Below are 26750 nucleotides of genomic sequence, written 5' to 3'. Positions count from 1 at the left end.
AAGCGTTGGTCTTGCTCGCGGGCTTGGACACGGGCATGGTCATCGCCGATACGAGCTACGACAGCGACGCCAACCGGGCCTACTGCGCCGAAAAGGGCATTGCTGTCGTCATTCCGAATCGGCCCAACCGCTCAGAACCAGTTTCGCTGGACGAAGAATATTACCGCGACCGAAATAAAATTGAGCGCTTTTTTGGTCGAATGAAGCAGTACCGGCGGCTGGCCACCCGCTATGACAAAACCGTCGTTTCCTTTCTCGCCTTTTGGCATGTTGCCGCTGCCATCGACTGGCTCCGGTAATAATTGTCCTCACACTCTAGCCAACGGAGACACGATTGTATGTATGGCGGCTTTTGACCTCTTACACATTCCAGTTGGAAGCCAGACTACGCCGCTACCTTCTTCGGCTCAGTTTCGCGCGGCTTCTGCACCAAGTAGTAGTAGAGTAGAATCAGCAGACCGGTGAGGAAGGGGATGAGCGCCAGGTGCTTGCCCGTGAAGCTGCCCCACACGCGCACCGTATCGAAGCCCAGAAACTCGCTGAGCATCCAGTAGGAGTTGGCCGAAATCCAGAAGACGATGGCCAGGTTGTGGGCCAGCTCCGACATTACGCCGCGGGTGCGCCAGGTGATGACGAGAGCAATGGCCAGCGTCGGGAAAATCATGCTGATACCCAGCGGCTTCCAGACCATGCACCAGCCAATGTCTTTGAGCAGCCAGAACAGGATGTGCAGGTTTTCCATGCGGCGGTACGGGGCCGGAATGGCGTAGGTCTGGTCGTCGGAGTGAGGCATGAGCGGAGGGAAAGCCGCAAAGATAGATCCAGGCGGCTTTTTCCGCACGGCTGCGTATGAGGGGCCAAACCTCCACTATATTCCTTCAAGCCCGGTATGTCTGTCACGCTGAAAAAAATTGGTAAAGGCGCCGCCTACGCGGTAGGTGGGGTGGTGGGGGCCACGGCCTTGTATCTGGCGGCGGCTTTCGGGTTGTCGCGCATTCCGGTGGGGAGCCGGAGCCAGCCCAGCCCCGGGGCCATTGAGGCCTACATCCTGTCCAACGGCGTGCACGTCGACATTGTGGTGCCCGTGCGCACCCCGCAGATCGATTGGAGCCAGCTGCTGCCCTACGCCGACACGCCCGCCGCCGATGCCTCCATGCGCTACATCGGCTTCGGCTGGGGCGACAAGGGATTCTACCTCGACACGCCCACCTGGGCCGAGCTTAAGGCCAGTACTGCCTTCAAAGCCATGTTCTGGCTGGGCACCTCGGCCATGCACACCACCTATCACCAGCAGCCCACCGAAGGCCCCAACTGCGCCCGCATCTACCTCACGCCGGCCCAATACGCCCGCCTCATCCGCTTCATCCAAGCCAGCTTCGACCACGATGCCGCCGGTCGGGTGCAGCATATTGCCGCGGCCCGCAGCTACGGCCGCTACGACACGTTTTACGAAGCCCGCCGCACCTACAACCTGTTTTATACCTGCAACACCTGGGCCAACGACGCGCTGAAGATCAGCGGCCAGAAAGCCAGCCTCTGGACCCCCGCCGACTCCGGAATTTTGTACCACTACGGGCGGTAAGCGTGGGCCGGCTTTGGCCCGGAAGGGCAGCAGCGCCGTTGGAAAGGTCGGCTGCGGAGGCGGTGGGGCCACATAAAAATCCCGGCTGCCTGCGCCACGCGGGCGGCAAACAGCCGGGAATAAGAAGTGAGCGAAAGCAGCCGTCAGCCGCTAGTTCAGCCACACATCGGCCACCGTCTCGAAGCGGCGCTGATCGAAGGCACCGTAGGGCCGCTCGGCGTGGAAGCCCAGAACGTGCACTTGGAGCTTGCCGGTGCGGGCATTGCAACGATATTCGATGGGGTAAACCTGGCCCTGAGTGGGCCAGTCGCCGATGTGGTCGGCGGGGCGGCGGGTGGCATCAATGCAGCGGGCGTACTGCTGCACGGGGAGGGGAAAAGGAATCCGGGTCGTTTTCGTTCTGCGCATATCCAAAAATACGGATATTACCGGAGACTAAAAATATTAGGTAGAAAAAAAGAAAGAATTTGTCTCGATAACAAGATTTTGTATGGGATTATAAGAAGATGAAAGTCTAAATGTGAGCCTGTTAATCTTATCGCACAGAAATATTTATACTGATGCGTAAAGCGTCATGCTAATTTATTTAGTATCTAGCGGTGGTGTTTCTCTCAGCACCCCGCTACCGATGGCCGAACTTGTCTTTTTCTCGCCCATAAAAGCCGCCCAGCTCACGCGCCTGCCGGTTTTTACCTGTCCGGTGCCCGCTGGCTTTCCTTTGCCGGGAGTTGGTCCGGCCGATGAGATACTGGACCTGCACCAGTATCTGTTTGGGCAGCCGGCCTCCACCTGCCTGGCCCGCGTCGTTGGCGATACTACGCCGGGAGTAGGCATCCACCCCGACGATTTTATTGTGGTGAACCGTGCCCTCACTCCTTCCGATGGCCATATAGTGGTGGCCGTGCTGAATGGGGCGCACTCTGTGCATCGGCTGCGCCAGGAGCCGGGCCGCCGCTGGCTGGAAGCCGTCGGTGAGCACTACGCCCCGCTGGAGCTGCATGCTGCCTGCGACCTGCGCCTCTGGGGCGTCGTAACGCACGTGATTCATCCGCTGTTCCGAAAACGGTCGGGTGTTGCGTAGCGTCGGCGCCACATTGGCCGAAGGAGCGCGTGTTTAAGCCGCAAACGGTTTTATACTTCGACCAGCGGACGCCAGATCAAGGATGACCGCTCGCTGCTAGCGCTGCAGTAGCACCCGCCGCGTAAGCACCCCGGCCGCCCCATGCACCTGCACCAGATATATCCCCGCGGGCTGGGCACTCAGCTCAAGCGTAGTGCTACGATTGGTTAGCTTTTGCTTCAGCACAACCTGTCCCAGCGTGTTCAAAACTCGGATTTCCCGGCCTGCAAAATCATCTGGCACCTCCACCAGCACGCTACCCGAGGTGGGGTTGGGGTAGAGTTGCCACGCGGCCGCTGACTGCGCCCGGCGCACTGGCAGCACCACAGCGTTGTAGCGGGATTGGGCGGCATCGGCGGCGGCCTGCAGGGCAGGCAGCGTGGCGGCTCCTAGCACGGCAAAGGCTACCACTACAGAGTCGCCGGGGGCAAGGCGCACGCGGGCGGCCCCGACTACCTGCGAAATGTCGGTGGCGGTGGGCAGGCCGGCGCTGCTCTGGCGGGCTTTGTTGCTGAGCGTGAGAAACTTCTCGGCGGCACTGAACCCGTTGCGCAGATACACGGGCGCGCTGGCCGGCGCATTATTATTAATAGAATAGCAGGCCGGCACGCCGCCCGCCAGCAGCTTCACCCCGGCATATACCGTGGGCGCGGCCGGCGTGTAGGCGTAGCCCAAGGCCCGCACCGAGTCCCAGGCAGCGGCGTTGCGGTTGGCATCGGGCGAAATATCCCAGTCCATGAACAGGCCGGCGTAAAGCGGCTTGAGCGTATCGGCGGTGATGTTTTTGAGCTGATATTCCACAATCACGTAGTCGCGGTGCGGGGCATCGGCCCAGGCGTAGGCGTGCTGCCGGATGCGCAGGCCTACGGTACGGTTGCGGGTAAGCGTGGGCAGAGAATCCTGAAACACGCCGGCGGCTTCCTGCGTGGCCCGCCCCGGCTGCCGGAGCAGCGCCACCTGGCTCAGGGCGTAGAAGTCCTGGTCGGGCACGTTGCGGTCATTGCGCACCCGGTCCGATACGCGGGTGGGAGCAGTGGCCACCATCAGGCCGCCTTCGTAGAGCAAGGCCCCGTTGTTTTTATACGTCACGCTCTGGCCCAAGTCGGAACCCAGCCCGTCGAAGCCCAGATTGCCGCGGCTGGTGAGTGTGAGGTGCAGGTCGTTGGCATCGAGCACCACGTAGTCGGGGTTCAGCACCACCGTCAAAAACTGGTCGGACTGGTAGCCGCCGGCGGCTGTGAAGCGGTAGCGCAGCACCGCGCGGGTATTCACGGGCACCGTGCCGGCCACGGCCAGCCGGAAGGGCGCGGCGGCATTGGTAGTAGTGGCCAGCGTAGCCAGCGCCCCAATGCTGAACGTGCCCTGCCGCACCGTGAGGTAAGACGACAGCGAAGTGACGGTGAGCGTGAGGCCACTGATGGGCTGGAGCAGATTCTGCACCTGCGTGGTGAGGCGGAGCGTGTCGCCGGGCAGATACACCGGCCGCGCGGGGCTGATGCTGGTGGTCAGCACGCGGGCCTCGCGGCGGTCGGTGAGGCGCACGGCCCGGCTCACGTTCAGGCGGCCGGTGCCGAGCTTGTCGCGCAGGCCCGTGTTGCCGGGCAGGGCGTAGATGTCGTCGGTGGTCTGGCGCAGCTGGGCGGCCACTTGGTCGGCGGTGAATTGGGGGAAGCGCGTGCGCACCAGCGCCGCCGCGCCCGCCACCAGCGGCGCGGCAAACGACGAGCCATTCACGGGAAAATAGTCGCTGTCGTTGTTGCCCAGCACGGTCAGCACGGCCTCGCCGGGCGCCGACAGCGCTACGTGGGTGCTGTACGTGGCCGGCCCGGATTTCTCGTCATTCGGCGCCAGCGCCGCCACTGATATAACGTGGTCGTAGCTGGCAGGATAGAAGTCCAGCTCGGCGTTGGTGTTGCCGGCGGCGGCCACCACCACGGCGTTGCGGTTCACGGCGGCGTAGGTAACCACGTCCTGCTCAAACTGCGAGCGGCCGCCCGGCCCGCCCCACGACAGGTTGATGACCTGGCAGCCGTGGTCGGCGGCGTACACAATGGCCTCGAAGCCGGCGAAGCGGCCAGCGGCGGTGTTGGGGTAAATCTTGAGCGGCAGATACTTGCAGTTGAACGCCACGCCGGCCAGGCCCTTGCCGTTGTCGGGCCGGGCCACGGCGCAGCCCGCCACCAGGTTGCCGTGTAGCGGTTGCGTCACGCCGGGGTTGGTGGAGGCATCGTTGTCGTTGTCGGCCACGTCCCAGCCGCGGAAGTTGTCCACGTAGCCATCGCCGTCGTTGTCGAGGCCGTCGATGGGGTCAGCATAATTCTTCTTCACCTGGCCGGCCAAGTCCTCGTGAGTGTAGCGCGTGCCGGTATCGGTGATGCCGATAACGATGCTGGTATCGCCCTTGGTCACGTCCCAGGCGCGGTAGGCCTGAATGTTTTTGAGGTAGAACTGGCCGCTGGCGTTGGTGGAGTCGGCCAGCGGGTCGTTGGGCTGATAGAGCGGGGCGCGGTAGCGCAGCGGCTCGGCATAGGCTACGGTGCCGGTCTGGAGCAGGGCGCGGCAAGCTTTTTCCAGCGAAGCTTCCGGGGCCAACTCAAGCTGATATACCAGGCGCAGCTCCACTGAGCCGGGTATTTCGGTGCTGGCCGGCACGGCGCGCGGAAACTTCTGCCGCAACTGCGTAGCCCCGATGCTTTGCAGCGCAGCAGTCAGGGCGGGCACGGCAATGTAGTCGGTGCTGGCCTGGGCGTGGAACTCGGGCTTGAGCCGGAATACCAGCGTGCCCGGCAGCACAGGTGAAACTGGTGCCAACTGCTGGGCAAACGTGGCCGCCGGCCCCAGCAGCAGGCCCAATAAGAAAAAGTAGCGTAGGAGTAAGTTCATAATCAGCAGGTTTGGCGAGGGCAGACGGAGTGGGTACGTAAATTTAGCACCGGCCGGGGCTTTGCATGCGGCGGACCGCCGGCTTTTCGACCAACGGCCGGAAAAACTCTTTTAACCGCGACCGACAAGTCAAGAAACCGGAAAAAGTGAAAAATCAGGCCGCCGAAAACGGAGAAAGTACCGGCAGTCAGGCAGATTTCAACGAGTTCTATACACGGCACCGCCCCGACTTGCGAACAAGCCGGGGCGGTGCTATTGCGCGGGTCAGGGCGGGCCTGACTACGAGCGGGGGTTGTTGTTGTACTTGTACTTTTTCGGGGCGTTCGTTGTGCTGGCTTTGTAAGGGTTGCGGGCGTTCAAATCGATGCCCAGACCCTCACCACGGTTCTTTTTGAACTTAGCTTTGTCGTTGGGACGGCGGACCGACTGGGTGGAAACGGCATTGTACTTACGCGGGCTCTGCTTCACGGTATCGTGCGAGCAGGAAGCACCGAAGAGCAGCAAACCACAGGCGGCCAGGGTGTAGCAGATTTTCATACTAAGGGCAAAAAACGGGAAAAATGCCGACTGGTTAGCCTCAGGCAGCTAGGACTTTATACTGAAACTGAGACTAAAAGGATACAGTTCAACCAAAGTCCCCGCAAACTTACGCTAACCGTCGGTCCCGCTGGCCTCTACAGGCTCAGCAACTCCCGAAACTGCACCGACTGCTTGCGCGAAACTTCCACCTCCGGGCCTTCGCGCAGCTTTATTTTGAGGGTATTGCTGAACCAGGGCTCGATGCTTTCCACCCATTTCAAGTTGATGATCTGCTGCCGGTTGGCCCGGAAAAAAACTTTCGGATCGAGGCGGGTTTCGAGGTGCTGCAGGGTGCGCGGAATGAGCGGGCGGTGGTTTTCGAAGTAAATCTGGGTGTAGCTCCCGTTGATTTCGAACAACTTCACGTCGGCTAGGCGCACGAACCAGCACCGCTCACCGTCTTTCACAAACACTTGGTCCTGAGCCGTGAGTGGCAGGACGGCGGGCTCGGGAGCCGTGGGCGCGGCCGGGGCCACGAGGCGGGCGCGGGCTTTTTCCAGGGCCGTGGCCAGGCGGGCTTCCATCACCGGCTTCACGAGGTAGTCGAGGGCATTGGCCTCGAAGGCGCGCAGGGCGTATTCGTCGTAGGCGGTGGTGAAGATGACGTGGGGCGCGGCTTCCAGCGAGGCCAGTAGCTCGAAGCCGCTCTGGCCGGGCATGTGAATGTCCAGAAACAACACATCGGGCTGCAAGGCCTGAATCTGGGTGCGGGCTTCGTCGGCGTGGCGGGCTTCGCCCACTACCTCCACATCGACGAATGCCTGCAGCAGGTGCCGCAGCTCCGCGCGGGCCAGTCGCGAGTCATCAATAACCAAAGCCGTCATTTAGAAGGTGTTTTGAATGTTGAATTTTGAATTGGAGCGGGTGTTCAGTAGCGCGAAACAGATTTTCGCGCTGCCATTCCGCTGTTTTGCCAACTGTCTACACCGTTTATCATTCACCCTTCAACACTCCCCACCGGTAGCTCCAACTCGGCTACTACGGTGGCGGGCACGGTGGCGGAGTTGCCCACGGTGAGGCGGGCTTTGGGGCCGAAAAGCAGGTGCAGGCGCTCCTGGGCATTGCGCAGGCCCACGCCCTCGTAGCCGGCGGTGGGGGCGTAGTGGCCGGTGTTGGTGACGGTAATCAGCAGCTGGTCGGGGGCCGCGCCGAGGCGGGCGGTGAGATGGATGTGGCCGCCCGCGGGCCGGGGCGCGATGCCGTGCTTGATGCCGTTTTCGACCAGCAGCTGCAGCGTCATGGGCGGAATGAGCACCGGCAGGGCGGCCGGCTCGGCATCGATGGTGTAGGTGAGGCGCTCTTCGAGCTGCACGGCTTCCAGAGCCAGGTAGTGGGTCACTATTTCCAGCTCGCGGCTCAGCGGCACCTGCTCGGCACTGTTGAGTTGGATGGAGTAGCGCAGCAGATCGGAGAGGTGCGTAATCATGTCGCGGGCGCGGGCGGGGTCTTCCGTGACCAGGGCGCGGATGTTGTTGAGCCCGTTGAACATGAAATGCGGATTGATCTGGGCCTTTAGGGTGCGCATTTCGGCTTCGCGCACGGCGGCGCTCAGCTTCCACTTGTCAATTTCGGCCTGCTTGTAGCTGTCCAGATAGTGCAGGCCGAAGTAGAAGGCCGACCAAAGCAGCAGCACGAAATAGGTATTCAGCACGTAGCCGCCAAACTGCTGCCAGCTGTACTGCGAGCCGGTATAGAGCCGAATAACGTACACCAGCAGCACCAGAATAGCCACCTGGCTCAGCACCGATACCACCGCGTTGGCCAGCAGCACGCGCGGCAGCATTTGGCCCACCGACAGCCGGACCCAGGCGTGGTGCCGGATATAGAGCCGCAGCAGGTGGCTGAAAACCAGCATCGTAACGGCAATGGTGGCCTCCACGATGATAATTTCGCGCATTTTCATGCCGACACGGGCTGCGAACAGCGCAATCAGCACCGCCCCCGCCACGCCATACAGCGGCCAGCCGATAAGTTGGAGCGTCCAATACAGACGGGTGCGCGGAGAAGCAGCAAACATGGGCGCAGAATACGGATTTTGACAGAAAGACCGGGCCGGACCATTCGTTGCAGGGAAGGCCGGCCCGGTGGTTTCGAGGGGAATTACGAGCGGCTTTTGCCTGCTTTCGTCGGGGCGGCGGCGCTGTTCTGCTTCAGAAAGGCATCGGTCTGGGCGAAGAACCACTGCGTGTCATCCCACATCAGGAAGTGCTTGCCGGCCTCCGACATTTCGATGCGGTGCTGGAGCAGCTTGGCGTATTGCTGCGCAAAAATAGCCTTCGTGCTTTCCTTGGTGGCCCCCATTGGCTGGTAGGCGGCCCAGGCCCCGAGCACCAGGGCCGGCTGCTGAATGCGGCCCAGCTCCGGGCGCAGGTCGGTGGTCAGCATATCGTACATGGCCTGCGCCACGGTGCCAGGGTGCGAGGCCTGTCCCCAGCGGGTGGCCTGGCTGATACGGGCTGTGTCGGTTATCAGGCTCTGCACCATCTGGCGCTGGGCCGCGACGGGCATTTTGCCTTGCTGCATCTGCTTGCGCATGCCTTCGGCCATCGGCTTGGCCATGTCCGCCGTCATGGCCGGATTCTGCACCGCCCCCATAAAAGGCAGCGAATCGACGATGACCAGCGGGCCTACGGCTTCGGGCTGCGTCACGCTCAGCCACAGGCCCATAAAGCCGCCCAGGCTGTGCCCGATGATGATGGGCTTGTTCAGCTTCTGGGTTTTGATGTAGGTCAGCAGCTGGTCGCGCACGTTCTGGAGCAGCGCCTCGGTGCTGGCCGGCGCCGCCGCCCCGCCGAAGCCGGCCAGCGACACCACGTGGCACTGGTACTGCTGCTGGTAGCGGGCCACCGTCTCGTCCCACACCGCGCCGGGGCAGGTCAGGCCCGGAATCAGCAGCATCGGCCGGCCCTTGCCGGTCACTTTCACCGTAAAATTCGGGTGCGTGGCGGCGTTGTCGGCGCCGATGGCGGCCGGCGCGGCCGGTGCGGCGAAAGCGGCCGGCGAGGCCGTGGCCAGCAACAAAGCAGCGCAGATGGGGCGGAGGGCAGCGGAGAGTTTCATGGGGCTAAGGAGAGGTTGGCGATGAATGATGAACCAAACTTAGCCCCGGAGCCGGCCGGTTGAAAGGGATTCTGGGCGAACGGTAAATAGTGGGGTTGAGCTGCAGAAAAAGCGGCTGAGCGGGTAGGGGGAGCCGCCTGTCAACGTGTGTTTTCGCCGCAGGCATATATCCCGTCCTGCTACCTGTCAATGCGCCAGAACAGCCGCGTAGCGGCGACAGGTTTGTAGCAAGCCAGGCAGCAAAACGACCAAAGCCGCGTAGCGGTGACAAAGCCGTTCGGGCGTTTCTGTCACCGCTACGCGGCTTTGAATTGCTCTAGGCGCAATCCTCTACAAACCTGTCGCCGCGCTGCGGCTGTTCTTTTGTTGTGGGGGACTATTCGCTGCGCCGCCGCCAGATTAATTGCCGGTAGGCCGCTCGCTGCCCGAAGCCTGGGGCGCACACGCCACCGAGGCCACTTTGCCATCGGCCCCGAACTGGATGCGGATTGGCTGGGTGTCGGTGGCGCTGCCGAACAGATACGACCAGGTTTTGCTGCTGTCGGCGGCGGCATCGCTGCCCGTAGGAGCCCCCATGATGCGGCGCACCTGCTCCTGGCTCATCCCGGCTTCCACTTTGGCGCAGTTTTCGGCATTCTGAAAGCTCTCCTGGGCCGTGCAGGCCGGCAGCAGCAAGGTGGCGGCTAGGGCCAGCAGAGAGAAAGTGGTTTTGGTCAGCATGAACAAGGGTTAGATGATGTTGCGCAGATCCTCGCGCAGGTTATCGATGCCGCGCCGGATTTCGTCCCAGGCACTGGAGTCGCGGGCGGGCGGCGTGGTGCCAGCCTCCGCGCGCGGCCCCAGCATGGCGGCGAGCTTGGCCCGCTTGGCCTCCAATGAAGCAATGTGCTCGTGGTAAGTGTGATGGGAGTGGGCCGTGGTGGCGTGGGCGCGGTTCTGGAGCGTTTTGATCTTGCCGTTCAGCTCGTCCAGCGCCTGGCGCAGCGCTTCCTCGTTGAGGTGCTGCGGCACGCGCACGTTTTCGGGAGTCGGAATATGGGTCATGGAAAAAAGAGCTAGCCAAAGCCGGGCTGCTTTGGGTGGTGTGGGCTTTAAGGTACTGTTTTTAGCCAGCAAAGGATACTGCCCAGGGCGGTTTCTGCCGACGAGCGGCGGGGCCTATGTTACCAACATTTCAACAACACAACCATAACTCAGCCTTCATAGCGGCGCATGGCCCGCATCATACCTTTGATTGTCTGCTCAGTAACGCCATTTGCTATGCTCCGCTTTACTTTGTTGCTCGCATCATTGATACTTTTTGCCGGGCCGGCGGCGGCTCAAACTTCCACCGCCATAGCCCTGACCGACAGCGGCTCCGGCCAGAGCAGCGCCGTAGCGGCTGCTCCCATCGTGTACCACGCCGCCGATGAAATGCCCGGCTTTCCCGGCGGCGACGCGGCCTTCGCTAAATTCCTGCGGGCCAAAATACAATACCCCGCTGAGGCCCTGAACAATGGCATTTCGGGCAAAGTCCACATCAGCTTTGTGGTAGATGAGGCCGGCCACATCCTCGACCCCAAAGTGGTTAAAGGCCTCGGTTTTGGGCTGGATGAGGAAGCCCTGCGCCTGGTGCGCATTATGCCCTGGTGGAACCCCGGCAAGATTCAGGGCCAACCCGTGCGCGTGGCCTACACCCTGCCTATCGTGTTTCGGGCTTTAGAATAGCAGGCGTGCCGACAACTCAAAAGGCCGGCGGAATACCCAACTCCCGCGCCAGCGGCGCGGCGGCCGACTGAAACAGCCGCGTCAGCAGCAGGTTTAGGTCTTCGGCCAGCTCCAGGTGGTAGTCGGCGTGCAACTTCGCGGTTTGGCGCAGGGCTTCGTGGGTGCGTTTGGCCAAGTGCTGCAGCAGCGGCTGGGTGGGGCCGTGCAGGCGGCTCACCACGGCGGGCTGGTGCTCAAAAACCTGGTTGAGCAGGCGCAACGTCAGCTCCACTTCCCCAAAAGCATCATCGGTAATGCGGGCGTGGTAGCCGATGCGAGCCTGCAGCTGCCGCAAAATCACCAGCAGGTCGTTGGGGGTTTGGTGGAAGCCGCGCACGGGGTCATCGATCTGGGTGCGCAGCATTTGGCGGCGGTCTTCCAGCGCGTCGGGGCCTTCGAGCAGGCGGAAGCGGAGTTGCTCCATCAGCACTGCATCCTGGCTCACGAGTCGCGTCAGCAGCTGGTCTTTTTCCTTCTGAGGTAGAGTAAGCAGGGCTTTGCGCAGGTCGGGCGGGAGGGCGGGCATAGGGTTTGGGCTGGGAATGAGGCGAATGGGCGGCCGGAGCGCTTACCCTTTTTTCGCCTTCACCTTCACTTTTTCCGCCGGCTTGCCCTTGCTGCCGCCCGCGTAGGCCACGCGGTATATCACGCCGCCCGCGTCATCCGACACCAGCAGGGAGCCGTCGGGGTGCTGGGCGATGCCGCACACGCGCCCGAACTGCTCCTTGTTGTTGTTCACCAGCCAGCCGGTCACGAAATCCTCGATGCCGGTGGCGCGGCCCTGCGCATCGAAGCGCACCCGCACGATGCGGTAGCCGGAGGGCTCGGCGCGGTTCCAGGAGCCGTGCATGGTCACGAAGGCATCATGCTGGTACTCCTTCGGAAACTGCGTGCCCGTGTTGAACACCATGCCCAGCGGGGCGGCGTGGGCGGCATACAGCTGCACGGGCTTGGTGGTTTTGGCCGCGTACTGCTCGGGCGTCATGTCGGCGGGCTGGGGGTGGGGCGGAATCTTGCCGTCGGCGTACACGTAGGGCCAGCCGTAGTCGGCACCCTCTTTTATTTCGTTCAGCTCCTCACGCTGGTCCTCATCACCCAGCCAGTCGATGCCGTGGTCGAAGCCCCACAGGGCCTTGGTGCTGGGGTGCCAGCCGAAGCCGATGGTGTTGCGCAGGCCTTTGGCAAACACGCGCCGGCCCGAGCCATCGGTGTTGATCTGGAGCAGGGTGGCGCTTTCCTTGTTGCGCTCGTCGCAGGCGTTGCAGGTGCTGCCCACCGAGAGGTAGAGCTTGCCGTCGGGGCCGAAGTTGATGGTACGGTTGGGGTGCTGGCCGGCATCGGGCAGGTCTTTATACAACGTTTTCAGCTCGCCCAGCGTGCCATCAGCCTTAATATCGGCCACATACAGCTCCCGGATAGCGCTGATGTAGAGCTTGCCCTCGCGCAGAGCCAGGCCGTGTAGGTCGGGGCGGCGGGCCACTTCCTTGTTCAGGTCGGCTTTGCCGTCTTTGTTCGTGTCGCGCAGCAGCATAATGGTGCCGGCGGTGCGGTCGGAGGCGTACACGTCGCCATTCGGGGCCACTGCCAGCATCCGCGGGTTGCCGGCTTTCTCGGCAAATTTGCTGACGGTGAAGCCGGCCGGGGCTTTCAGCTGGGCCACGTTGGCATCGGTGGCCTCCGCTTTGCCGGGCTTGAAGACGTTCACCTGGAAGCCGTCTTTCACGGTTTTCTCATAGTCATTCTGGGCACGGGCCTGGAGCGTGCCCAGCAGCACGGCGGCGGTTAAAGCGAGGGGAAAAGTGGTTTTCATAGGGCAGAAGCTGAAAATAATAGGGTGCAGCTGGGTGTACCCGGCGCGGCGGCGCAGGGTTGCGCGGCGGGGTGGTCATTTCATCAGGGTCAAATCATAATTCAGTCCCAGCCGGAAGCCGTGGTTGAACTCGAACACGGGCAGGCCCGAAACCGGCTCCGGCGCGGCGTGCTGGGTAATCTGGTTGAGGTAGAGCAGCTCCAGCCGAAAATTATCCCGCACCTGGAAGCCCACGCCCCCCGCCAGGCGGTTCTGGTTGAACACGCTGCTGCCCACGTGGCGGCCGAAGCTGAGAAACACCTCATCGAAGCCCGTCAGATACCATTCGCCGGCATCCAGCCGCGGACCCTGCAGCGGCAGCGTGGCCGCCAGCTGGTAGCGGATTCGGCTCTGATATTGCCAATGCTGCACCGCGCGCCCGCCGGTTTCGGGGAGCTGCCCGATCCAGCGCTGCTCCAGGCGCACGCGCTGCCCCAGCGTGAGGCGGCCAAGCGTGTCGCTGAGCTGCGCGTCCTGGTAGGCGCGGTGCTCAGGAAAGGGCACGCCGGTGTCGGCCGTGGGGTAGTCGCCGTAGACGTGGGTGGTCAGGTGCGTGTAGCCGCCGCCCAGCACGAGGCGGGGCCGCAGCTGGTAGCCCGCGCCCAGCCGCGCCAACGACTGCTGCCAGTCGCGGATGAAGCCGACGCGCCGCCACTGGTATTCGGTATGAATGCGCCAGCGCGGGCCCAGCTTGTGGTCGCCCTCGTACACGTACCAGCCGATGGCGTTTTCGTCGCGGATGCGCTTGGCCTGCCCGAAGGCGGCGCAAGGGCCGATAAACAGAAGTGCGAAAGCCAGAAGCCGGGGTGCTGCCATATCTAGTAAGACGAGCCGCGGCGGCCTGGGGTTAGCCCGCGCCGCGAACATCCGCGCCCCCTTTCCCGTTCGGAGCCCTACCGCCCTGAACCCGCCCCATGCTTCCCCGAATTTTCCTGCTGCTGCCGGCTCTGTCCCTATTGTGCCGGCTGCCCGCGCTGGCCCAAACCACCGCCGCCCCTGCCGCCTCTGCCCCCGCCGATACCGCCCGCGCCGTGGCGCTGCCCGAAGCTACCGTGGTGGGCTACGGCCAAAACCTGCCGCTGCGCCGTACCGCCGCCGGCGTGGCCGTGCTCGATGGCCGCACCCTGGACCGCTTCAGCCCGGTTTCCCTCACCGCCGCCGTAAACACGCTGCCCGGCGTGCGGCTGGAAGAGCGCGCCACGGCCAGCTACCGGCTCAGCGTGCGCGGCAGCACGCTCCGCTCGCCGTTCGGGGTGCGCAACGTGAAGGTGTACTACCACGATATTCCTTTCACCGAGGCCAGCGGCAGCACGTCGCTCAACCTGCTCGACGTGGCCAGCCTGGGCCGCATTGAAGTGGTAAAGGGCCCCGCCGCCAGCGTGTACGGGGCGGGCACGGGCGGCGCGGTGCTGCTCAGCAACCGCCAGCCGGCCCCCGGTGAGGCGCGGGCACAGGCCGGTTTCACGGCCGGCAGCTTCGGGCTGCGGCGCTACACCGTGGCCGCCGAAAGCGGCACCGCCACCAGCACCGTGCGGGCCAGCTACGCGCACCAAGCCGCCGACGGCTACCGCGAAAACAGCGCCCTGCGGCGCGAGGTACTCACGCTCGACGGCGAGTTCCGGCCCTCCGCCCAGCGCATCGTGGCGGCCCACATCCTCTACACCGACCTAAGTTACCAACTTCCCGGCGGCCTCACCCGCGCCCAGTTTGAGCAAAACCCCCGGCAGGCCCGGCCGACCACGGTGAATGCCGCCGGAGTCGTCAGCCTTGGCACGGTGGCCCAACAGGCGGCCTACGCCTCGCGCACGGCGCTGGTGGGCGTGTCGCACGAATACCGCTTCACGCCGCGCTTTTCCAACAAAACCACGCTTTATACCTCTGGTACAGTCATTCGCACGCCGTTTTTGATTGATTATGAGCGCAACACGGCCGTGGGCTGGGGCGGCCGCACCGCCTTCGGCTACCGCGCCGCCGTGGCCGGCCGCGCACTGCGCCTGAGCGCCGGCGGCGAGTGGCAGAGCAGCTTCGAAAACGCGCGCAACTACCAGAACCGCGCCGGCATGCCCGGCCCGCTGCGCTACGACGACGAAATCAGGGCCGGCACCGGGTTTGGGTTTGGGCAGGCCGAGCTGGAGCTGCCGGCCGGCTGGCTGGCCACGGCAGGCTTGAGCTACAACCGCCTGAGCTACCGCATTGCCCGCGTATCGGCCGCCGCGCCCGCGCCGGCTACCTACGATTTTCGCCGCGCCTTCCGGCCCGTAGTGTCGCCGCGGGTGGCGCTGCTGAAGGAAATCACGCCGCTGATTTCGGCCTATGCCAGCGTGAGCACGGGCTTTTCACCGCCTACGGAAGAGGAAATACGGCCTTCGGATGGCAGCCTGAACCAGGATTTGCAAGCCGAACGCGGCACCAGCTACGAGGTGGGCATGCGCGGGCAGCTGTTCAATAATCGGCTCACATTCGACGTGGCCGCCTACGATTTTCGGCTGCGCCAAACCATCGTGGCACGCACCACGGCGGCGGGCAGTAGCTTGTTTTCCAACGCCGGCACCACCCGGCAGCGCGGCCTGGAAGCAGCCCTGAGCGGCTGGCTGTGGCAGCCCAAAGCCGCAGGAGGCGAGAGTGAAAACGCGGCTGCAATACCGCAGGGCCAGCCCCAACCTGCGGGCCTGCGGGCTTTCTTCAGCTACGCCTACAACCACTACCGCTTCGGCCGCTACGAATCCGGAGGCAACGATTTCAGCGGCAACCGTCTCACCGGCACCGCGCCCCACACGCTCACCGCCGGCCTCGATTTCAGCGAATTCTACGGCTTCTACCTCAGCCCCACCCTGAGCCACCAGGCCCGCCTGCCGCTCAATGATGCCAACTCCGAGTACGCCGCCGGCTACTGGACCTTCGGCACCCGCGCCGGCTGGCGGCGCACCCTGTTTCGTCACCTCGAAGCCGACCTCTTCGCTGGCCTCGACAACGCCACCGACCGCCACTACAGCCTCGGCAATGATCTGAACGCCTTCGGCAACCGATTCTTCCAGCCCGCGCCGGGCCGCAATTACTACGGCGGCCTGTTGGTGGGGTGGCGGTGGTAGAGCATGTAGGCCGTGGCGCGAAACAGATTTTCGCGCTACTACCTCAGACCCAAAAAGCCCTTCCAGACCGAAATCTGGAAGGGCTATTTGTTGCTTCCGACAAGATAGCCGTTAGCGGTTGTTGTCGTCGATAGGGTTGTTCGACTCGATGATGATGTTATCGACCGGGTCGCCGGTGGTGCCGGGGTTGGCCCCGCTGGTCACGGTATCGTCGGGCACGCCAATGCTGTCGGCTTCGATCATGGCGGAGGTATCGAGCGTGCCTTCCTCGTCGCGCTTGTAATTGTACATCGCGTCGTGGTGCTTCTGCTGCTCCGGGCTCATTTTGGCTCCGTCCGACTGGGGCGCGGTGCCAGAAGAATCTTTTTTAGGCTTGTCCATCAGGTGGTTGGTTGAGGGCTGGGCGGGGCTAAAGGCTAGCTCAGCGTGTTGTCGTTAGGGTCTTCGTTGGAGTGCTGGGTGCGGTTGGCGGGCTCTTCGCTTTCCCAGTTACGGGTGCCGCCGCCGTAGCGCGGGTCATCCTTTTTGTAGGCTTCGCGGCGCTCTTCTTCCGAGGCGTTGTGCGTGGCCTGCACGGCCGCCGTGTCGAGGTTCTGGGGGGCGCTGCCGCGCTGCTCGGGGGCCGGCGTGCTGGGTGCGGCAATGCCCTCGAAGTTGCCGCTCTGGTCAGTGGGCGTGCCGGCTTGGGCCGGGGCGGTGCCGGGCGCGTAGCCGAAGTCGCCGTAGGCGGGAGTACCGGTGGTGTTGGGAGTAGGGGCGGAGTCGGCCCGTTTTTCACCTTCGCGGTGATTTTCGGCCTTGGCGCTGGTGTCGGTGGGGTTTTTGCGCAGCTCGCTGAACTCGTCCGGGTTGTCGTTGCTGCCGTCGTTGGGGTTGTGTGCCATGAGCGTGGAAGTAGGATAAAAGAGGAAGGGCGGGAATGCGCCGGTATGGCTTCGTGTACGCAGGCCGGCACAAATTGGCTGCATCGGCTTCTCAAAAAAACCGCGTCTTGAGCGGCTGTAACCCCACGGAAGCCGCGGGAGTTAATAAGCAGTTCGCCGCCTTTCCCTTGCGCGGCCCACTCTCTTATTTTGCCGCTCATGAACCCAACCATCACCCACAACCACGACGAGCAGGCCTTCTACGCCACGCAGCAGGGCTACGAATCGGAGCTGACCTACAGCCGCCCCGCCGATGACGTCATCGATTTCACCCACACTTTCGTCGATGAGCACCTGCGCAACAAGGGCATCGGCGAGCTGTTGGCCACCACCGGCCTAGCCTACGCCCGCGAGCAAAACCTGCGCGTGCGCACCACCTGCTCCTTCATGAAAAGCTTCGTGCAGCAGCACCCGGAGTATCATGATTTGCTGGAAACGCAGGCGTAGCAGCAGCCCGATCAGGGCTTGGAATAAAGGCTGAAAGCAAAAGGCCCCGGTTCCAACGCTGGAACCGGGGCCTTCTTCACAAAGCTAGTGCTCAACTTATGGCTGCACCACCACGCGGCTGGTGTAGCGCACACCATCTACCGTCACGCGCACCGAATACAGGCCGGCTGGCAGCTGCTGCACGCGCAGCGTAGCGGCCTCCGCCCCGCCCAGCGGCTGGCGCTGAGTCAGCACTTGCTGGCCCAGGGCGTTATAAAGGCCTATTTCAGCCTCGTGGCGGCCCCGCAGGCCGGGCACGCGCACCTGGAAGGCCGCGGCGGTCGGGTTCGGGTACACTTCCAAGCCCGTGCCCAGCGGCGCGGCTTTGGTAGTGGCCGTTACTACGCAGGCCGTGCTGGTGTAGAGGCCCACGTTGGTAAACACGTCCGTCCCGAGCGTCTGCCACTCAGCAGCGGCCTGGGCCCAACGGGTGTTGCCGCGGCCCGCGGTGGGCTTGCGCACCAGCGTGTTGTTGGTGGTGGTGCCGCCGCCCGGAATCACCCAGCCCGTAGCGGCCGGCTGCTGCCCGATAACGCCGATAACGTCGAGCGTATCGGTGCCATCAAACAGGGCCAGCGCGTCGTCGCCATTGAAGAAGGTGATGTTGGATGTCATGTTGGCCTTGGCCAGCACCGAGGCCACCGAGCCAGCGTTGGCAATGACGTACACCGCGCCGGGGTTGAGCGTGCCGGTCAGTGCGGCCGTAGCGGTGGGTGCGGTAGCTCCGTTAGGGAACAGATCGACGCGCAGGCCCGCCAGGCTAATGGCGTTGGCGGTTGGGTTATAAATCTCCACGTACTTGGTGTTGCCCGTCGAAGACTCAGCATACTCCGAAAAATAGAGGTCGGAGCAGGGCGAGCCGGCCGGGGCCTGGTCGTCGTTGAGGATGGTGAGCGTGTGCGTGGCGGGCGTCACGACCAGCACGGCCGCGTTGGAAGGCGTGCCCAGGCGCAGGCGCACCGTTTCGTTGGGCTCCGGAGTCACGTCGCCATTCACGGTCAGCGTCACAGCCTGGCTGCTCTGGCCGGCTGCGAACGTGAGCGTGCTGGTGCTGAGGGTGTAATCGGCGGCATCGGCGGTGGTGCCGGCCGTTTCTACGGTCACGGGCACCGAGAAGCCGCCAACTGGGATGCTGGCCGCTGTTACGTTCACGGTGTAGGTGGTGGTGCCGCTGTTGCCTTCCGGCAGGCTGGCCGTGGCGGCCGCGAAGCGCACCGAAGGCGGTGTGCCGTCGTCGTTGGTAATGGTCAGCTCCTGCGTGGCCGGGCCACCGATGGCCGCGCCGCTGGCGGCGTTGCGCAGCGCCAGCACCACGGTTTCATCGGCTTCCGCCTGGGTGTCGCCATTCACGGTTACGGTCACGGTCTGCGTCGTCTGGCCAGCCGTGAAGGTCAGCGTCTGGGGCGAGGTGAAGGTGAAGTCCTGGCCGCTGGTGGCCGTAGAGCTGGTGGCATCCAGCGCCACCTGCACCGTGAGGGCGGTGGTGGGGGCGGGGGTCACGCTGACAGTAGCCGTGTAGGTGCTCGTACCGCTATTGCCTTCGGCAATGGTGGCGGTGGCAGCCGAAAACGAGAACGTGGGCACCACCTGGAAGCCCCAGGCGCGGGCCACGAGGTCGGGGTAAGCAACATAAGGGTTGAAGTTGCCCTGGCTTTTGGCCACGCGGCGGTTTCGCTCCCGCTCGCGGGCATCCACCGGGTCGGCCAGGTGCCATTGGTAGAGCGTGTTCAGGTTGGCCAGCGCCGTAATTACATCCTTGCCGGGGTCAAACGTCTGGCCCTGGTGCATGGTGTAGAAGTAGAATGCCGCCCGGGCTAGGTTGCCCTTGTGGTCTTCGCGGGGCTCAAACTCAGAGTTTGTATCCTCGCTGTACTCGTCGATGTTGCTGGTCGGGATGGTGGTCTGGCTGGTGTTGCCCCGCATCCACTTCAGCGTCTGCGCGTCCGGAATCTCGGCAAACGGGTCGGAGCCCCGGTCGGAGTTCCACTGAATGACGGTCGGGAACAGGTGGTGGATGTCGGAGCGCATCCGCACCACCTCGTTGAACCACGACTGCGGAATGCTGTGCTCGCAGTTGATGTTGCTCACCACGCCGGGGTTGGTGCTGGCCGAGTCGATGCGCACGGTTTCCTGATAGCCCGAGTACACGCACGTCACGCGGCCCTGGAAGTTATCGACGTAGTTGTACATCTTGCCGCGGGCCGAGTTGTAGCTCAACTCCACGCGCTTGCCATCGTACCAGTTCTGTACCAGCCAGGTTTTCAGGGCCTGACCCTGGAGGCTGGCGGCCGGCGCGGGCGGCATTACCTGCGCCGTGGCAGCCGTGCCAAAGCTCAAAACGGCCACGCAGGCCCAGGCGAAAAAGTGTTTCATGTGGGGTGGAAGGAGAAGAAATGAAAAAACGCTTCCAAATGTCGGAAAATTACCGGGTAGATAGGCCGGCTCTGTATTATTCTTCCGCTAAATCCCTGACATACTGTTGTCAGAGGCTCCGTTCCTGCCGCACGCAGCACCAGCAGCCCAACCTCCCCAAACGACGAAAGCCGACCCCTAGGGGTCGGCTTTCGTGCGTATACTCTGCGCCGGGGCGCGGTAGCTGCTACTTGCTCGGCATCAGCACCGTGTCCACCACGTGGGTCACGCCGTTGCTGTCGATGATGTTCGGAATCGTGACGGTAGCCATGCCGCCTTTGGCATCGCGCAGCATCACGGTGCCGCCTTTGGCCACTACAGTCAGCATTTCGCCCTGCACGGTGGTCAGCATCTGGCCATCCTTCAGGTCGGCGGCGGTGTAGCGGCCGGGCACTACGTGGTAGGTGAGAATGGTGGTGAGCTTGGCCTTATTCTCAGGCATCACCAGCGTGTTCACGGTGCCGGCGGGCAGCTTGTCGAAGGCGGCGTTGGTGGGTGCGAATACGGTGAATGGGCCCGCGCCTTTCAGCGTTTCTACCAGTCCGGCAGCCTTCACGGCCGAAACCAGCGTGGTGTGGTCGGTCGAGTTCACGGCATTATCCACGATGTCTTTGGAAGCTACCATCATCGAGCCGCCTACCATCACGCCTTCCGAGCTGCCCATGCTGGCGTTGCTCATGCCGTTGCCCATGTCGGTGGTGGGCTTGGTCTTCGACTTCATCTTGCCGCCGTCATCGGCTTTGCCCTTCATTTTCATCTTGCCGTCGTCGCCCATCTTGGTCTTCGAGGCCATGCCGTCTTCCTTGGTTTTGGTCTTTTCGCCGTCCGACTTCGTCGACATCTTGCTCTGGGCAAGGGAAGCAGTAGCGGTGCCGAGGCTGAAAACAGCCGCCAGCGCGAAAGTGGAAAGGAGGTGCTTGTTCATGTGCGGAAAAGTGAGAAGGTGAGAAGTAATATTGTTGGCGGACTATACGGGGCTGCAGCGCCAATGGATTTGCCCCCAGCCCGATTTGCTGCTTTATGCTTCGCTATCAGCCACAACCAGAAAGGCCACGGCCGCCCGGCAAAGCCGCTCGGCTGGCTCCGGCTGATGAGCATGAACTCAGTCTTCCATAGCGGCTCCTTCGGCCTGGGTAGCAAACCATTCCAGAATGTTGCTGGTATCGTGGGGGTTGCCGTTTTTTACGTAGCGGATGGCGGCCAGCTTCCAGTTCAGGAAGGTATCGGGCCGGGTGCGGCGGTTGCGAATTCGCTCGGGGTGAGCCGCCAGCCACTGCTCTACCAGGAGCCGGGCGCGCCTTTCTTCGGGGTTTTCCATGATGCAGGTGCAAATGGTAAAACGCTTAACTGCCCCTAATATAAGATAAAAAACAAGGAAACGATAGGATTAAGGCAAGGGTAAGATTGCCGGCTCGCCTATAGTTCAGCTTGCCGGGCTCCAACGAAAGGTACTGGGCAGCCAGCCCGACCAAAGCCGGCCCGGTGCGCTCTAAAACCGCATACGCTGAATGCGCACGGCGTTCAGAATGGCCAGCAGCGCCACGCCCACATCGGCAAACACGGCCTCCCACATGGTAGCCAGGCCGCCGGCCCCCAGCACCAGCACAACAGCCTTCACTACGAATGCCAGCCAGATATTTTGCCACACCACCGTATGCGTGGCGCGGGCAATGCGGCGGGCAGTAACAATCTTGCCGGGCTGGTCGGTCTGAATCACCACGTCGGCCGTTTCGATAGTGGCATCGGAGCCCAGGCCGCCCATGGCAATGCCCACGTCGGCCAGGGCCACCACAGGCGCGTCGTTCACCCCATCGCCTACGAAGGCCAGCTTGTGGCCTGCTTCCTTGTACTGCTGCACGTAGCGGGCCTTGTCTTCGGGCAGCAGTCCGCCGTGAGCTTCCGCAATGCCCAGCTCCGTGGCCACCCGTTGTGTGATGCTGTCCTTATCGCCGGAAAGCATCACGATTTTGGTGATGCCGTCGGCGCGTAGCGCGCGCACGGTCTGCTCGGCGTCGGCTTTCGGCGCATCGGCCACGGTGAGGTAGCCGGCATACTGGCCATCGATGGCCACCACCACAATGCTGTCGTCCACCTCATCCACTTCGGGCGGGTAGGCCACGCTGAACCGGCTGAGCAGCTTGGCATTGCCGGCCAGCACGTCGTGGCCCTCCACGCGGCCGCGCAGGCCGTGACCGGCTATTTCCTCCACGCTCTCCACGGGCACGCCGGCGGCGGCCCCCACGTGCAGCACCACGGCTCTGGCAATGGGGTGGGTCGATTTGGTTTCGAGGGCTCCGGCCAGGCGCAGCAGCCACGCAGCCTCCAGGCCGGGCGCGGGTTGCACCTGTTGTACAGCAAACACGCCCTGCGTGAGCGTCCCGGTCTTGTCCAGCACCACCGTATCCAGCTCCCGCATCACATCCAGAAAGTTGGAGCCCTTGAACAAGATGCCCGCCCTGGAAGCCGCACCGATGCCCCCAAAATAGCCCAGCGGAATGCTGATAACCAGCGCGCAAGGGCAGGAAATGACCAGGAATACCAGCGCCCGGTAGAGCCAGGTACGAAACACGTAGTCATCGACCACGAAATAGGGCACCAGCACGAGCAGCGCGGCCAGCGCCACCACAATAGGCGTGTACACCCTAGCAAACTTAGTGATGAACTGCTGGGTTTTGGCCTTGCGGCCCACCGCGTCCTGCACCATAGCCAGCATCCGGGCCAGCTTGGTATCCTGATACGCCGCCGTGACCAGCACCCGCACCAACGAATCCTGATTGATCATGCCGGCCAGCACCACTTCGCCCGTTTGCTTGGTCTGCGGCACCGATTCGCCGGTGAGGGCGGCCGTGTTGAATGAGGCCGGGCCTTGCGTGAGGGTGCCGTCCAAAGCTACTTTCTCGCCGGGCCGCACCTCAATAGTGTCGCCGGGCTGCACCTGCCTGGGGTCGAGCACCAGGCTTTGGCCGTCGCGCACCACGGTTACTTCGGTGGCCTGAATTTCGAGCAGGGCCCGGATGCTGCGTTTGGCCCGGTTCACGGCCGCATCCTGAAACAGCTCGCCCACGGTATAGAACAGCATTACGGCCACGCCCTCCGGGTATTCGCCAATAGCAAACGCGCCCAGCGTGGCCAGGCTCATCAGCAGAAATTCATTGAAGACGTTGCCCGAAGGAATGCTAAGCACGGCCGCCTTCAGCACCTGCCAGCCCACGGGCAAAAACGCCGCCCCGTACCAAACCAGGCGCACAAAGCCCGTAAAAAATCCGACATGGTAGTAATCCAGCGCCAGACCGCTCAGCAGCAGCACCAGACTGAGGCCGGGCCAGCGGTAGCGGTTAGCGCCGGATAGGCCGTGGTCGTGGCTGTGGCCGTCGTCCGTTCCGTGGTTATGGCCGGGCACGTCGTGGCCCTGAGGCGCGGCGGCGGCTTCAGGCGTGAGCTGCTCGCGGCGGAGGGTCCCCACGCTTTCGGGGTGCACCTGCTTGGCCATATTCAGCGCATCATCGGCAGGAAAGGAGGTTGGATCAGGCATGTGGACAGGGCAAGGGGCGCAAGAAGGCTCCGGTAAGCAGGTAAACCAGCACGAAGCCTAGTCTGCCTCCCCGGCATTCTTCATCACCACCAGCAGCGAGTACGCTTATTCGGTCGTGAAGGTGGTAGCAGGCCAACCGGTGGGTAAAGAAACTTCAGTGAAACCACCCGCCCCGCAGCCGGCCCGCAGGCCCAGCCAGGAAGCCGCAGGCTTGCCCCTAACCGCGCCCCAGCTCTGGCAAATCCGCCCCGCCGCTACCCGCAAACGTAAAAAGGCCCTTCACGGTATCGTGAAGGGCCTTTTTGGTGGTCGCGCTAGGAATCGAACCTAGATCAAGAGCTTCGGAAACTCTTATACTATCCGTTGTACGACGCGACCAGGTCGTGAGCGGTATGGGAGCAAAAGTAGAGAGAAAAACACGTGCCGCCAAACCTGAACGGCATTTGAATCGCGCTTTGCTGCCCGCATTCGGATAACCTTAACGCAGTCAGGGTAGTTATAAAGGCACACAACCATCTATAAACCCCGTATGAAAAAGACCCTGTACACGGCCGACGCAACGGCTACCGGCGGCCGCAGCGGCCATGTTCTTTCCTCCGACAGCATCATCGATATGGATATGTCGGTGCCGGAAGGGCTGGGCGGCAAGAAAGGCGCTACCAACCCCGAGCAGCTATTTGCCGCTGGCTATGCCTCCTGCTTCCAGCAGGCGCTGCTGGTAGTAGCGGGCCAGCAAAACGAGCGGCTCGACCCCGCCAGCACCGTGCAATGCTCCGTCACGCTGTTTCAGGAAGGCGAAGCGTATGGACTGAGCGCCGTGCTGAACGTGGATCTGAAAGGCATGGACTCGCAAAAGGCGCTGGCGATGGTCAACAAAGCCCACGAAATATGCCCGTACTCGGTCGGCACCAGAGGCAACATGGAAGTTGAGCTGAAAATGGCCGGCGAAGCTGCCGCCGCAGTGCCCGAAGAAGCCGGTAAGTAGCTGCTGCTATAGCAGGCTCGCAAGCAAAAGGCCCTTCCAATTCGTTGGAAGGGCCTTTTGCTTGCGAGTCATCGGAAAGAGCCCGCTGAACTAGTTCAGAGCCGTCATCGATGGCACGGGTTGGTAGAAAGTGGAGACAGAGTGCGTGTAGCGCATCCGACTGATGGGCGTATCGTGCTGAAAAACAGTAGGCTTCTTTGCGCCCATCGGCACCAGCATTAGTCCGCTCGGGGCGGTCTTAACGCCGAAACGGGTATCCAGCACCGTATCAAAGTAGTACAGGTAGTCGGCCAGCCAGGAGAAATACGGCTTGCTCTTGGTTTCAGAGTTGGTTTCGATGCGCAGGCCCGGCGCTTTGCTGGCCAAGGCGGCCTGCAGCTCCACGGCATTCAGAGGCGTGTCATTGAGCATGGGAACTACATCCCACTGCCCATCCACCATCACCCATTTCTGCTGGTCGCGCAGCCAGGCTTCCGCTACAGCGTGGCCGGCCCCATCGCGGCGGATTTCCACATCGGCCGTTTTCAGGTTGAGCGGCCGGGCCGGAATGCCCAAGGCCGTAAGGGCTCCCACAATCACGATGCTGTATTCGACGCACTGAAACTGCTGCCCCATGGCGGCCTCCTGCAAGATGGAAATCGGGTCAGCTTTCTTGGCTTCGTTGCGGCCATCGTGCGTCCAGCGGTTGTGCACCCACGAGCATACGGCCCGCACTTTAGCCAGATCCGTGTCTTTGCCCGCCACTATATCTTCCAGAGCATAAGAAGTATAGAGGTTCATCAGGTAGGGCTCATCGGGCGAGCTGCGCTGAAACGTGTACGGCGTCGGGTCTGAGTCCTTGTCGAAGGCCAGCGGCCGGAGCCGGCTCTGGGCAATGGTAGCCTGCTGGTAGCCCAGCAGGAAAAGCAGCGTAATGGCTAACGATTTTGTAAAAGTCTGAAACTCCATAGCGGAAGGTGGTGCAGTAGGGCAATAGCAGTGCAGTTGAGCTGACTACTAACGTAAATGACTTGATACAGGTTGTGTTGTTAAAATTATATAATTTATTTGTATTAACCTATATCATATTAGTATGAAACTATACTATTTCCCTGGACAGGCTAAAAAAAGCCCGTCCGGAATTCGGACAGGCTTTCTTCAGTAGTAGGTATTAAAGCGGCAATGGGAGTTGCCGCAAAAGCGCTAGGCCACCTGAGCCGCCAACACTTCTTTCACGCGCTCGGCAGCATCCTTCAGCAGCACGGCCGAGTAAACTTTCAGGCCGCTTTCGTCGATGATGCGGGCCCCTTCTTCGGCGTTGGTGCCTTGCAGACGCACGATGATCGGCACCTTAATATCGCCGATGTTCTTGTAGGCTTCCACCACGCCGTTGGCCACCCGGTCGCAGCGCACAATGCCGCCGAAGATGTTGATCAGAATGGCTTTTACGTTCGGATCCTTCAGGATGATGCGGAAACCGGCTTCTACGGTCTGCGCGTTGGCTCCACCGCCTACGTCGAGGAAGTTGGCCGGCTCGCCGCCCGAAAGCTTGATAATATCCATAGTCGCCATGGCCAGGCCGGCCCCGTTCACCATGCAGCCCACGTTGCCGTCGAGCTTCACGTAGTTCAGGTTCGAGGCCGAAGCTTCCACTTCCAGCGGGTCTTCCTCATTGGTGTCGCGCAGGGCCACGAAATCGGGGTGGCGGTACAGCGCGTTTTCGTCCAGCGTCACCTTGGCGTCTACGGCCAGGATCTTATTGTCCGAAGTTTTCAGCACCGGGTTGATTTCGAACATAGCCGAGTCCGTCTCGTCGTATGCCTTGTACAGCGCCTGCACGAACTTCACCATCTCCTTCTGGGCCGGGCCGGTCAGGCCCAGGTTGAAGGCAATCTTGGCTGCCTGGAAGGGGCGCAGACCCACGCGCGGGTCTACATGCTCGCGGTGAATCTTCTCGGGATGCGCCTCGGCTACTTCTTCAATGTCCATACCGCCCTCGGTGGTATAGATGATGACGTTTTTGCCAGTGCCGCGGTCCAGCAGCACGCTCATGTAGAATTCCTTCGTCTCCGACTCGCCAGGATAGTATACATCCTGGGCGATGAGCACCTTGTGCACCTTGCGGCCTTCGGCACCGGTCTGCTTGGTCACGAGCTGCATGCCAATAATCTGGCCGGCAATGTCTTTTACCTGCTCCAGGTTTTTGGCGAGTTTCACCCCACCGCCTTTGCCCCGGCCGCCGGCGTGAATCTGGGCCTTGATAACGTACCAGCTGGTGCCGGTGTCAGCGGTCAGCTTTTTGGCGGCTTCAACGGCCTCCTCGGCGGTATCGGCCACTATGCCTTCCTGCACGCGGACGCCGTAGCGCTTAAGAATTTCCTTACCCTGATATTCGTGAATGTTCATAGAGGGTCCAGTTCAGTGGGGTTGACGGGTGGTTTGCGGCCACGAAAGTAGACAATAATCGGTTGTGCCGCGTTATGCCCGCTGTCATTGCGAAGAAGCATGCTGTCATTGCGAGGAGG

General features: G+C 62.5%; 27 protein-coding genes and 1 tRNA gene. 7 read left to right on the top strand and 21 right to left on the bottom strand.

Features of this window, described 5'->3' with window-relative positions:
* A partial coding sequence (locus BUB62_RS08190; RefSeq protein ID WP_143164084.1) for a transposase occupies window positions 1-299 on the top strand: 299 nt, incomplete at its 5' end.
* An 86-nt stretch (window positions 300-385) separates the two neighbouring features.
* Here the strand turns inward: BUB62_RS08190 and BUB62_RS08185 are convergent.
* The gene (locus tag BUB62_RS08185; protein WP_200799904.1) at window positions 386-793 is read right to left on the bottom strand and encodes a hypothetical protein; all 408 of its coding nucleotides are present in this window, start codon (window positions 791-793) and stop codon (window positions 386-388) included.
* Window positions 794-889: 96 nt separating this feature from the next.
* Here BUB62_RS08185 and BUB62_RS08180 point away from each other — a divergent pair, with 96 nt between their 5' ends.
* Window positions 890-1582 (top strand): TIGR02117 family protein, encoded by a 693-nt coding sequence (locus BUB62_RS08180; protein ID WP_073108468.1) that lies wholly within the window; start codon window positions 890-892, stop codon window positions 1580-1582.
* A gap of 150 nt (window positions 1583-1732) precedes the next feature.
* Here the strand turns inward: BUB62_RS08180 and BUB62_RS08175 are convergent, their stop codons facing one another.
* A complete protein-coding gene (locus BUB62_RS08175) occupies window positions 1733-1990 on the bottom strand; it encodes a hypothetical protein (protein ID WP_143164083.1) in 258 nt (85 codons plus the stop codon).
* 220 nt (window positions 1991-2210) lie between these two features.
* Between BUB62_RS08175 and BUB62_RS08170 the strand changes: the two genes are divergently transcribed.
* The gene (locus BUB62_RS08170; protein WP_073108464.1) at window positions 2211-2663 is read left to right on the top strand and encodes a LexA family protein; all 453 of its coding nucleotides are present in this window, start codon (window positions 2211-2213) and stop codon (window positions 2661-2663) included.
* Between the two features lie 96 nt (window positions 2664-2759).
* On the opposite strand, the gene BUB62_RS08165 is transcribed toward BUB62_RS08170, so the two are convergent.
* The 7 genes from BUB62_RS08165 to BUB62_RS08135 form a co-directional block, all read right to left on the bottom strand.
* Window positions 2760-5585, bottom strand: coding sequence for a S8 family peptidase (locus tag BUB62_RS08165; protein WP_084538920.1), 2826 nt, complete (start codon window positions 5583-5585; stop codon window positions 2760-2762).
* Window positions 5586-5864: 279 nt separating this feature from the next.
* Window positions 5865-6122 carry a hypothetical protein gene (locus BUB62_RS08160; RefSeq protein WP_073108460.1) on the bottom strand — a complete coding sequence of 86 codons (258 nt, stop codon included), beginning with the start codon at window positions 6120-6122 and terminating at the stop codon, window positions 5865-5867.
* Between the two features lie 137 nt (window positions 6123-6259).
* Entirely contained in the window at window positions 6260-6988 is a 729-nt protein-coding gene (locus BUB62_RS08155) for a LytR/AlgR family response regulator transcription factor (RefSeq protein ID WP_073108459.1), read from the bottom strand.
* A 113-nt stretch (window positions 6989-7101) separates the two neighbouring features.
* Complete coding sequence (locus tag BUB62_RS08150) at window positions 7102-8181, bottom strand: sensor histidine kinase (RefSeq protein ID WP_073108456.1); 1080 nt, start codon at window positions 8179-8181, stop codon at window positions 7102-7104.
* 83 nt (window positions 8182-8264) lie between these two features.
* Window positions 8265-9224, bottom strand: a complete 960-nt coding sequence (locus BUB62_RS08145) for an alpha/beta fold hydrolase (protein WP_073108454.1) — start codon at window positions 9222-9224, stop codon at window positions 8265-8267.
* A 399-nt stretch (window positions 9225-9623) separates the two neighbouring features.
* Window positions 9624-9944 (bottom strand): outer membrane protein assembly factor BamE domain-containing protein, encoded by a 321-nt coding sequence (bamE, locus tag BUB62_RS08140; protein WP_143164082.1) that lies wholly within the window; start codon window positions 9942-9944, stop codon window positions 9624-9626.
* Window positions 9945-9953: 9 nt separating this feature from the next.
* Complete coding sequence (locus BUB62_RS08135) at window positions 9954-10268, bottom strand: sll1863 family stress response protein (RefSeq protein WP_073108449.1); 315 nt, start codon at window positions 10266-10268, stop codon at window positions 9954-9956.
* A gap of 246 nt (window positions 10269-10514) precedes the next feature.
* Here BUB62_RS08135 and BUB62_RS08130 point away from each other — a divergent pair, with 246 nt between their 5' ends.
* Window positions 10515-10931 carry an energy transducer TonB gene (locus BUB62_RS08130; protein ID WP_073108447.1) on the top strand — a complete coding sequence of 139 codons (417 nt, stop codon included), beginning with the start codon at window positions 10515-10517 and terminating at the stop codon, window positions 10929-10931.
* A gap of 16 nt (window positions 10932-10947) precedes the next feature.
* Here the strand turns inward: BUB62_RS08130 and BUB62_RS08125 are convergent, their stop codons facing one another.
* The 3 genes from BUB62_RS08125 to BUB62_RS08115 form a co-directional block, all read right to left on the bottom strand.
* Window positions 10948-11496: a hypothetical protein gene (locus tag BUB62_RS08125; RefSeq protein ID WP_073108445.1), complete on the bottom strand. Its 549-nt coding sequence runs from the start codon at window positions 11494-11496 to the stop codon at window positions 10948-10950.
* 42 nt (window positions 11497-11538) lie between these two features.
* Complete coding sequence (locus BUB62_RS08120; protein WP_073108442.1) at window positions 11539-12780, bottom strand: PQQ-dependent sugar dehydrogenase; 1242 nt, start codon at window positions 12778-12780, stop codon at window positions 11539-11541.
* A gap of 75 nt (window positions 12781-12855) precedes the next feature.
* The gene (locus BUB62_RS08115; RefSeq protein WP_073108441.1) at window positions 12856-13635 is read right to left on the bottom strand and encodes a DUF2490 domain-containing protein; all 780 of its coding nucleotides are present in this window, start codon (window positions 13633-13635) and stop codon (window positions 12856-12858) included.
* A 98-nt stretch (window positions 13636-13733) separates the two neighbouring features.
* Between BUB62_RS08115 and BUB62_RS08110 the strand changes: the two genes are divergently transcribed.
* Window positions 13734-15908, top strand: coding sequence for a TonB-dependent receptor family protein (locus BUB62_RS08110; protein WP_084538918.1), 2175 nt, complete (start codon window positions 13734-13736; stop codon window positions 15906-15908).
* Between the two features lie 111 nt (window positions 15909-16019).
* Here the strand turns inward: BUB62_RS08110 and BUB62_RS08105 are convergent, their stop codons facing one another.
* Window positions 16020-16289, bottom strand: a complete 270-nt coding sequence (locus BUB62_RS08105; RefSeq protein ID WP_073108439.1) for a hypothetical protein — start codon at window positions 16287-16289, stop codon at window positions 16020-16022.
* Window positions 16290-16324: 35 nt separating this feature from the next.
* On the bottom strand, window positions 16325-16792 hold the full coding sequence (locus BUB62_RS08100) for a hypothetical protein (protein ID WP_073108436.1): 468 nt from the start codon (window positions 16790-16792) through the stop codon (window positions 16325-16327).
* A 198-nt stretch (window positions 16793-16990) separates the two neighbouring features.
* On the opposite strand from BUB62_RS08100, the gene BUB62_RS08095 reads away from it, so the two are divergent.
* Complete coding sequence (locus tag BUB62_RS08095) at window positions 16991-17278, top strand: GNAT family N-acetyltransferase (RefSeq protein WP_073108434.1); 288 nt, start codon at window positions 16991-16993, stop codon at window positions 17276-17278.
* A 96-nt stretch (window positions 17279-17374) separates the two neighbouring features.
* Here BUB62_RS08095 and BUB62_RS08090 read toward each other — a convergent pair whose 3' ends face one another.
* From BUB62_RS08090 to BUB62_RS08070, 5 genes are all read right to left on the bottom strand, one after another.
* A complete protein-coding gene (locus BUB62_RS08090) occupies window positions 17375-19690 on the bottom strand; it encodes an endonuclease (RefSeq protein WP_073108432.1) in 2316 nt (771 codons plus the stop codon).
* A gap of 226 nt (window positions 19691-19916) precedes the next feature.
* Window positions 19917-20420, bottom strand: a complete 504-nt coding sequence (locus BUB62_RS08085) for a fasciclin domain-containing protein (RefSeq protein ID WP_234988657.1) — start codon at window positions 20418-20420, stop codon at window positions 19917-19919.
* A 411-nt stretch (window positions 20421-20831) separates the two neighbouring features.
* Window positions 20832-21047, bottom strand: a complete 216-nt coding sequence (locus BUB62_RS08080; protein WP_073108429.1) for a hypothetical protein — start codon at window positions 21045-21047, stop codon at window positions 20832-20834.
* Window positions 21048-21218: 171 nt separating this feature from the next.
* Window positions 21219-23261, bottom strand: a complete 2043-nt coding sequence (locus BUB62_RS08075) for a heavy metal translocating P-type ATPase (RefSeq protein WP_073108427.1) — start codon at window positions 23259-23261, stop codon at window positions 21219-21221.
* Window positions 23262-23564: 303 nt separating this feature from the next.
* A tRNA-Arg gene (locus BUB62_RS08070) sits at window positions 23565-23639 on the bottom strand.
* Window positions 23640-23790: 151 nt separating this feature from the next.
* On the opposite strand from BUB62_RS08070, the gene BUB62_RS08065 reads away from it, so the two are divergent.
* Window positions 23791-24246, top strand: coding sequence for an organic hydroperoxide resistance protein (locus BUB62_RS08065; protein WP_073108424.1), 456 nt, complete (start codon window positions 23791-23793; stop codon window positions 24244-24246).
* A gap of 90 nt (window positions 24247-24336) precedes the next feature.
* On the opposite strand, the gene BUB62_RS08060 is transcribed toward BUB62_RS08065, so the two are convergent.
* Window positions 24337-25194 (bottom strand): transglutaminase-like domain-containing protein, encoded by an 858-nt coding sequence (locus BUB62_RS08060; protein ID WP_073108421.1) that lies wholly within the window; start codon window positions 25192-25194, stop codon window positions 24337-24339.
* Between the two features lie 234 nt (window positions 25195-25428).
* On the bottom strand, window positions 25429-26631 hold the full coding sequence (gene sucC / locus BUB62_RS08055; protein ID WP_073108419.1) for an ADP-forming succinate--CoA ligase subunit beta: 1203 nt from the start codon (window positions 26629-26631) through the stop codon (window positions 25429-25431).
* Window positions 26632-26750 lie beyond the last annotated feature (119 nt).

The sequence above is a fragment of the Hymenobacter daecheongensis DSM 21074 genome (assembly GCF_900141805.1).
Taxonomy (GTDB): Bacteria; Bacteroidota; Bacteroidia; order Cytophagales; family Hymenobacteraceae; genus Hymenobacter; species Hymenobacter daecheongensis.
The sequence above is the reverse complement of the archived record's forward strand: the minus strand, read 5'-3'. Positions and strand labels throughout refer to the sequence as shown.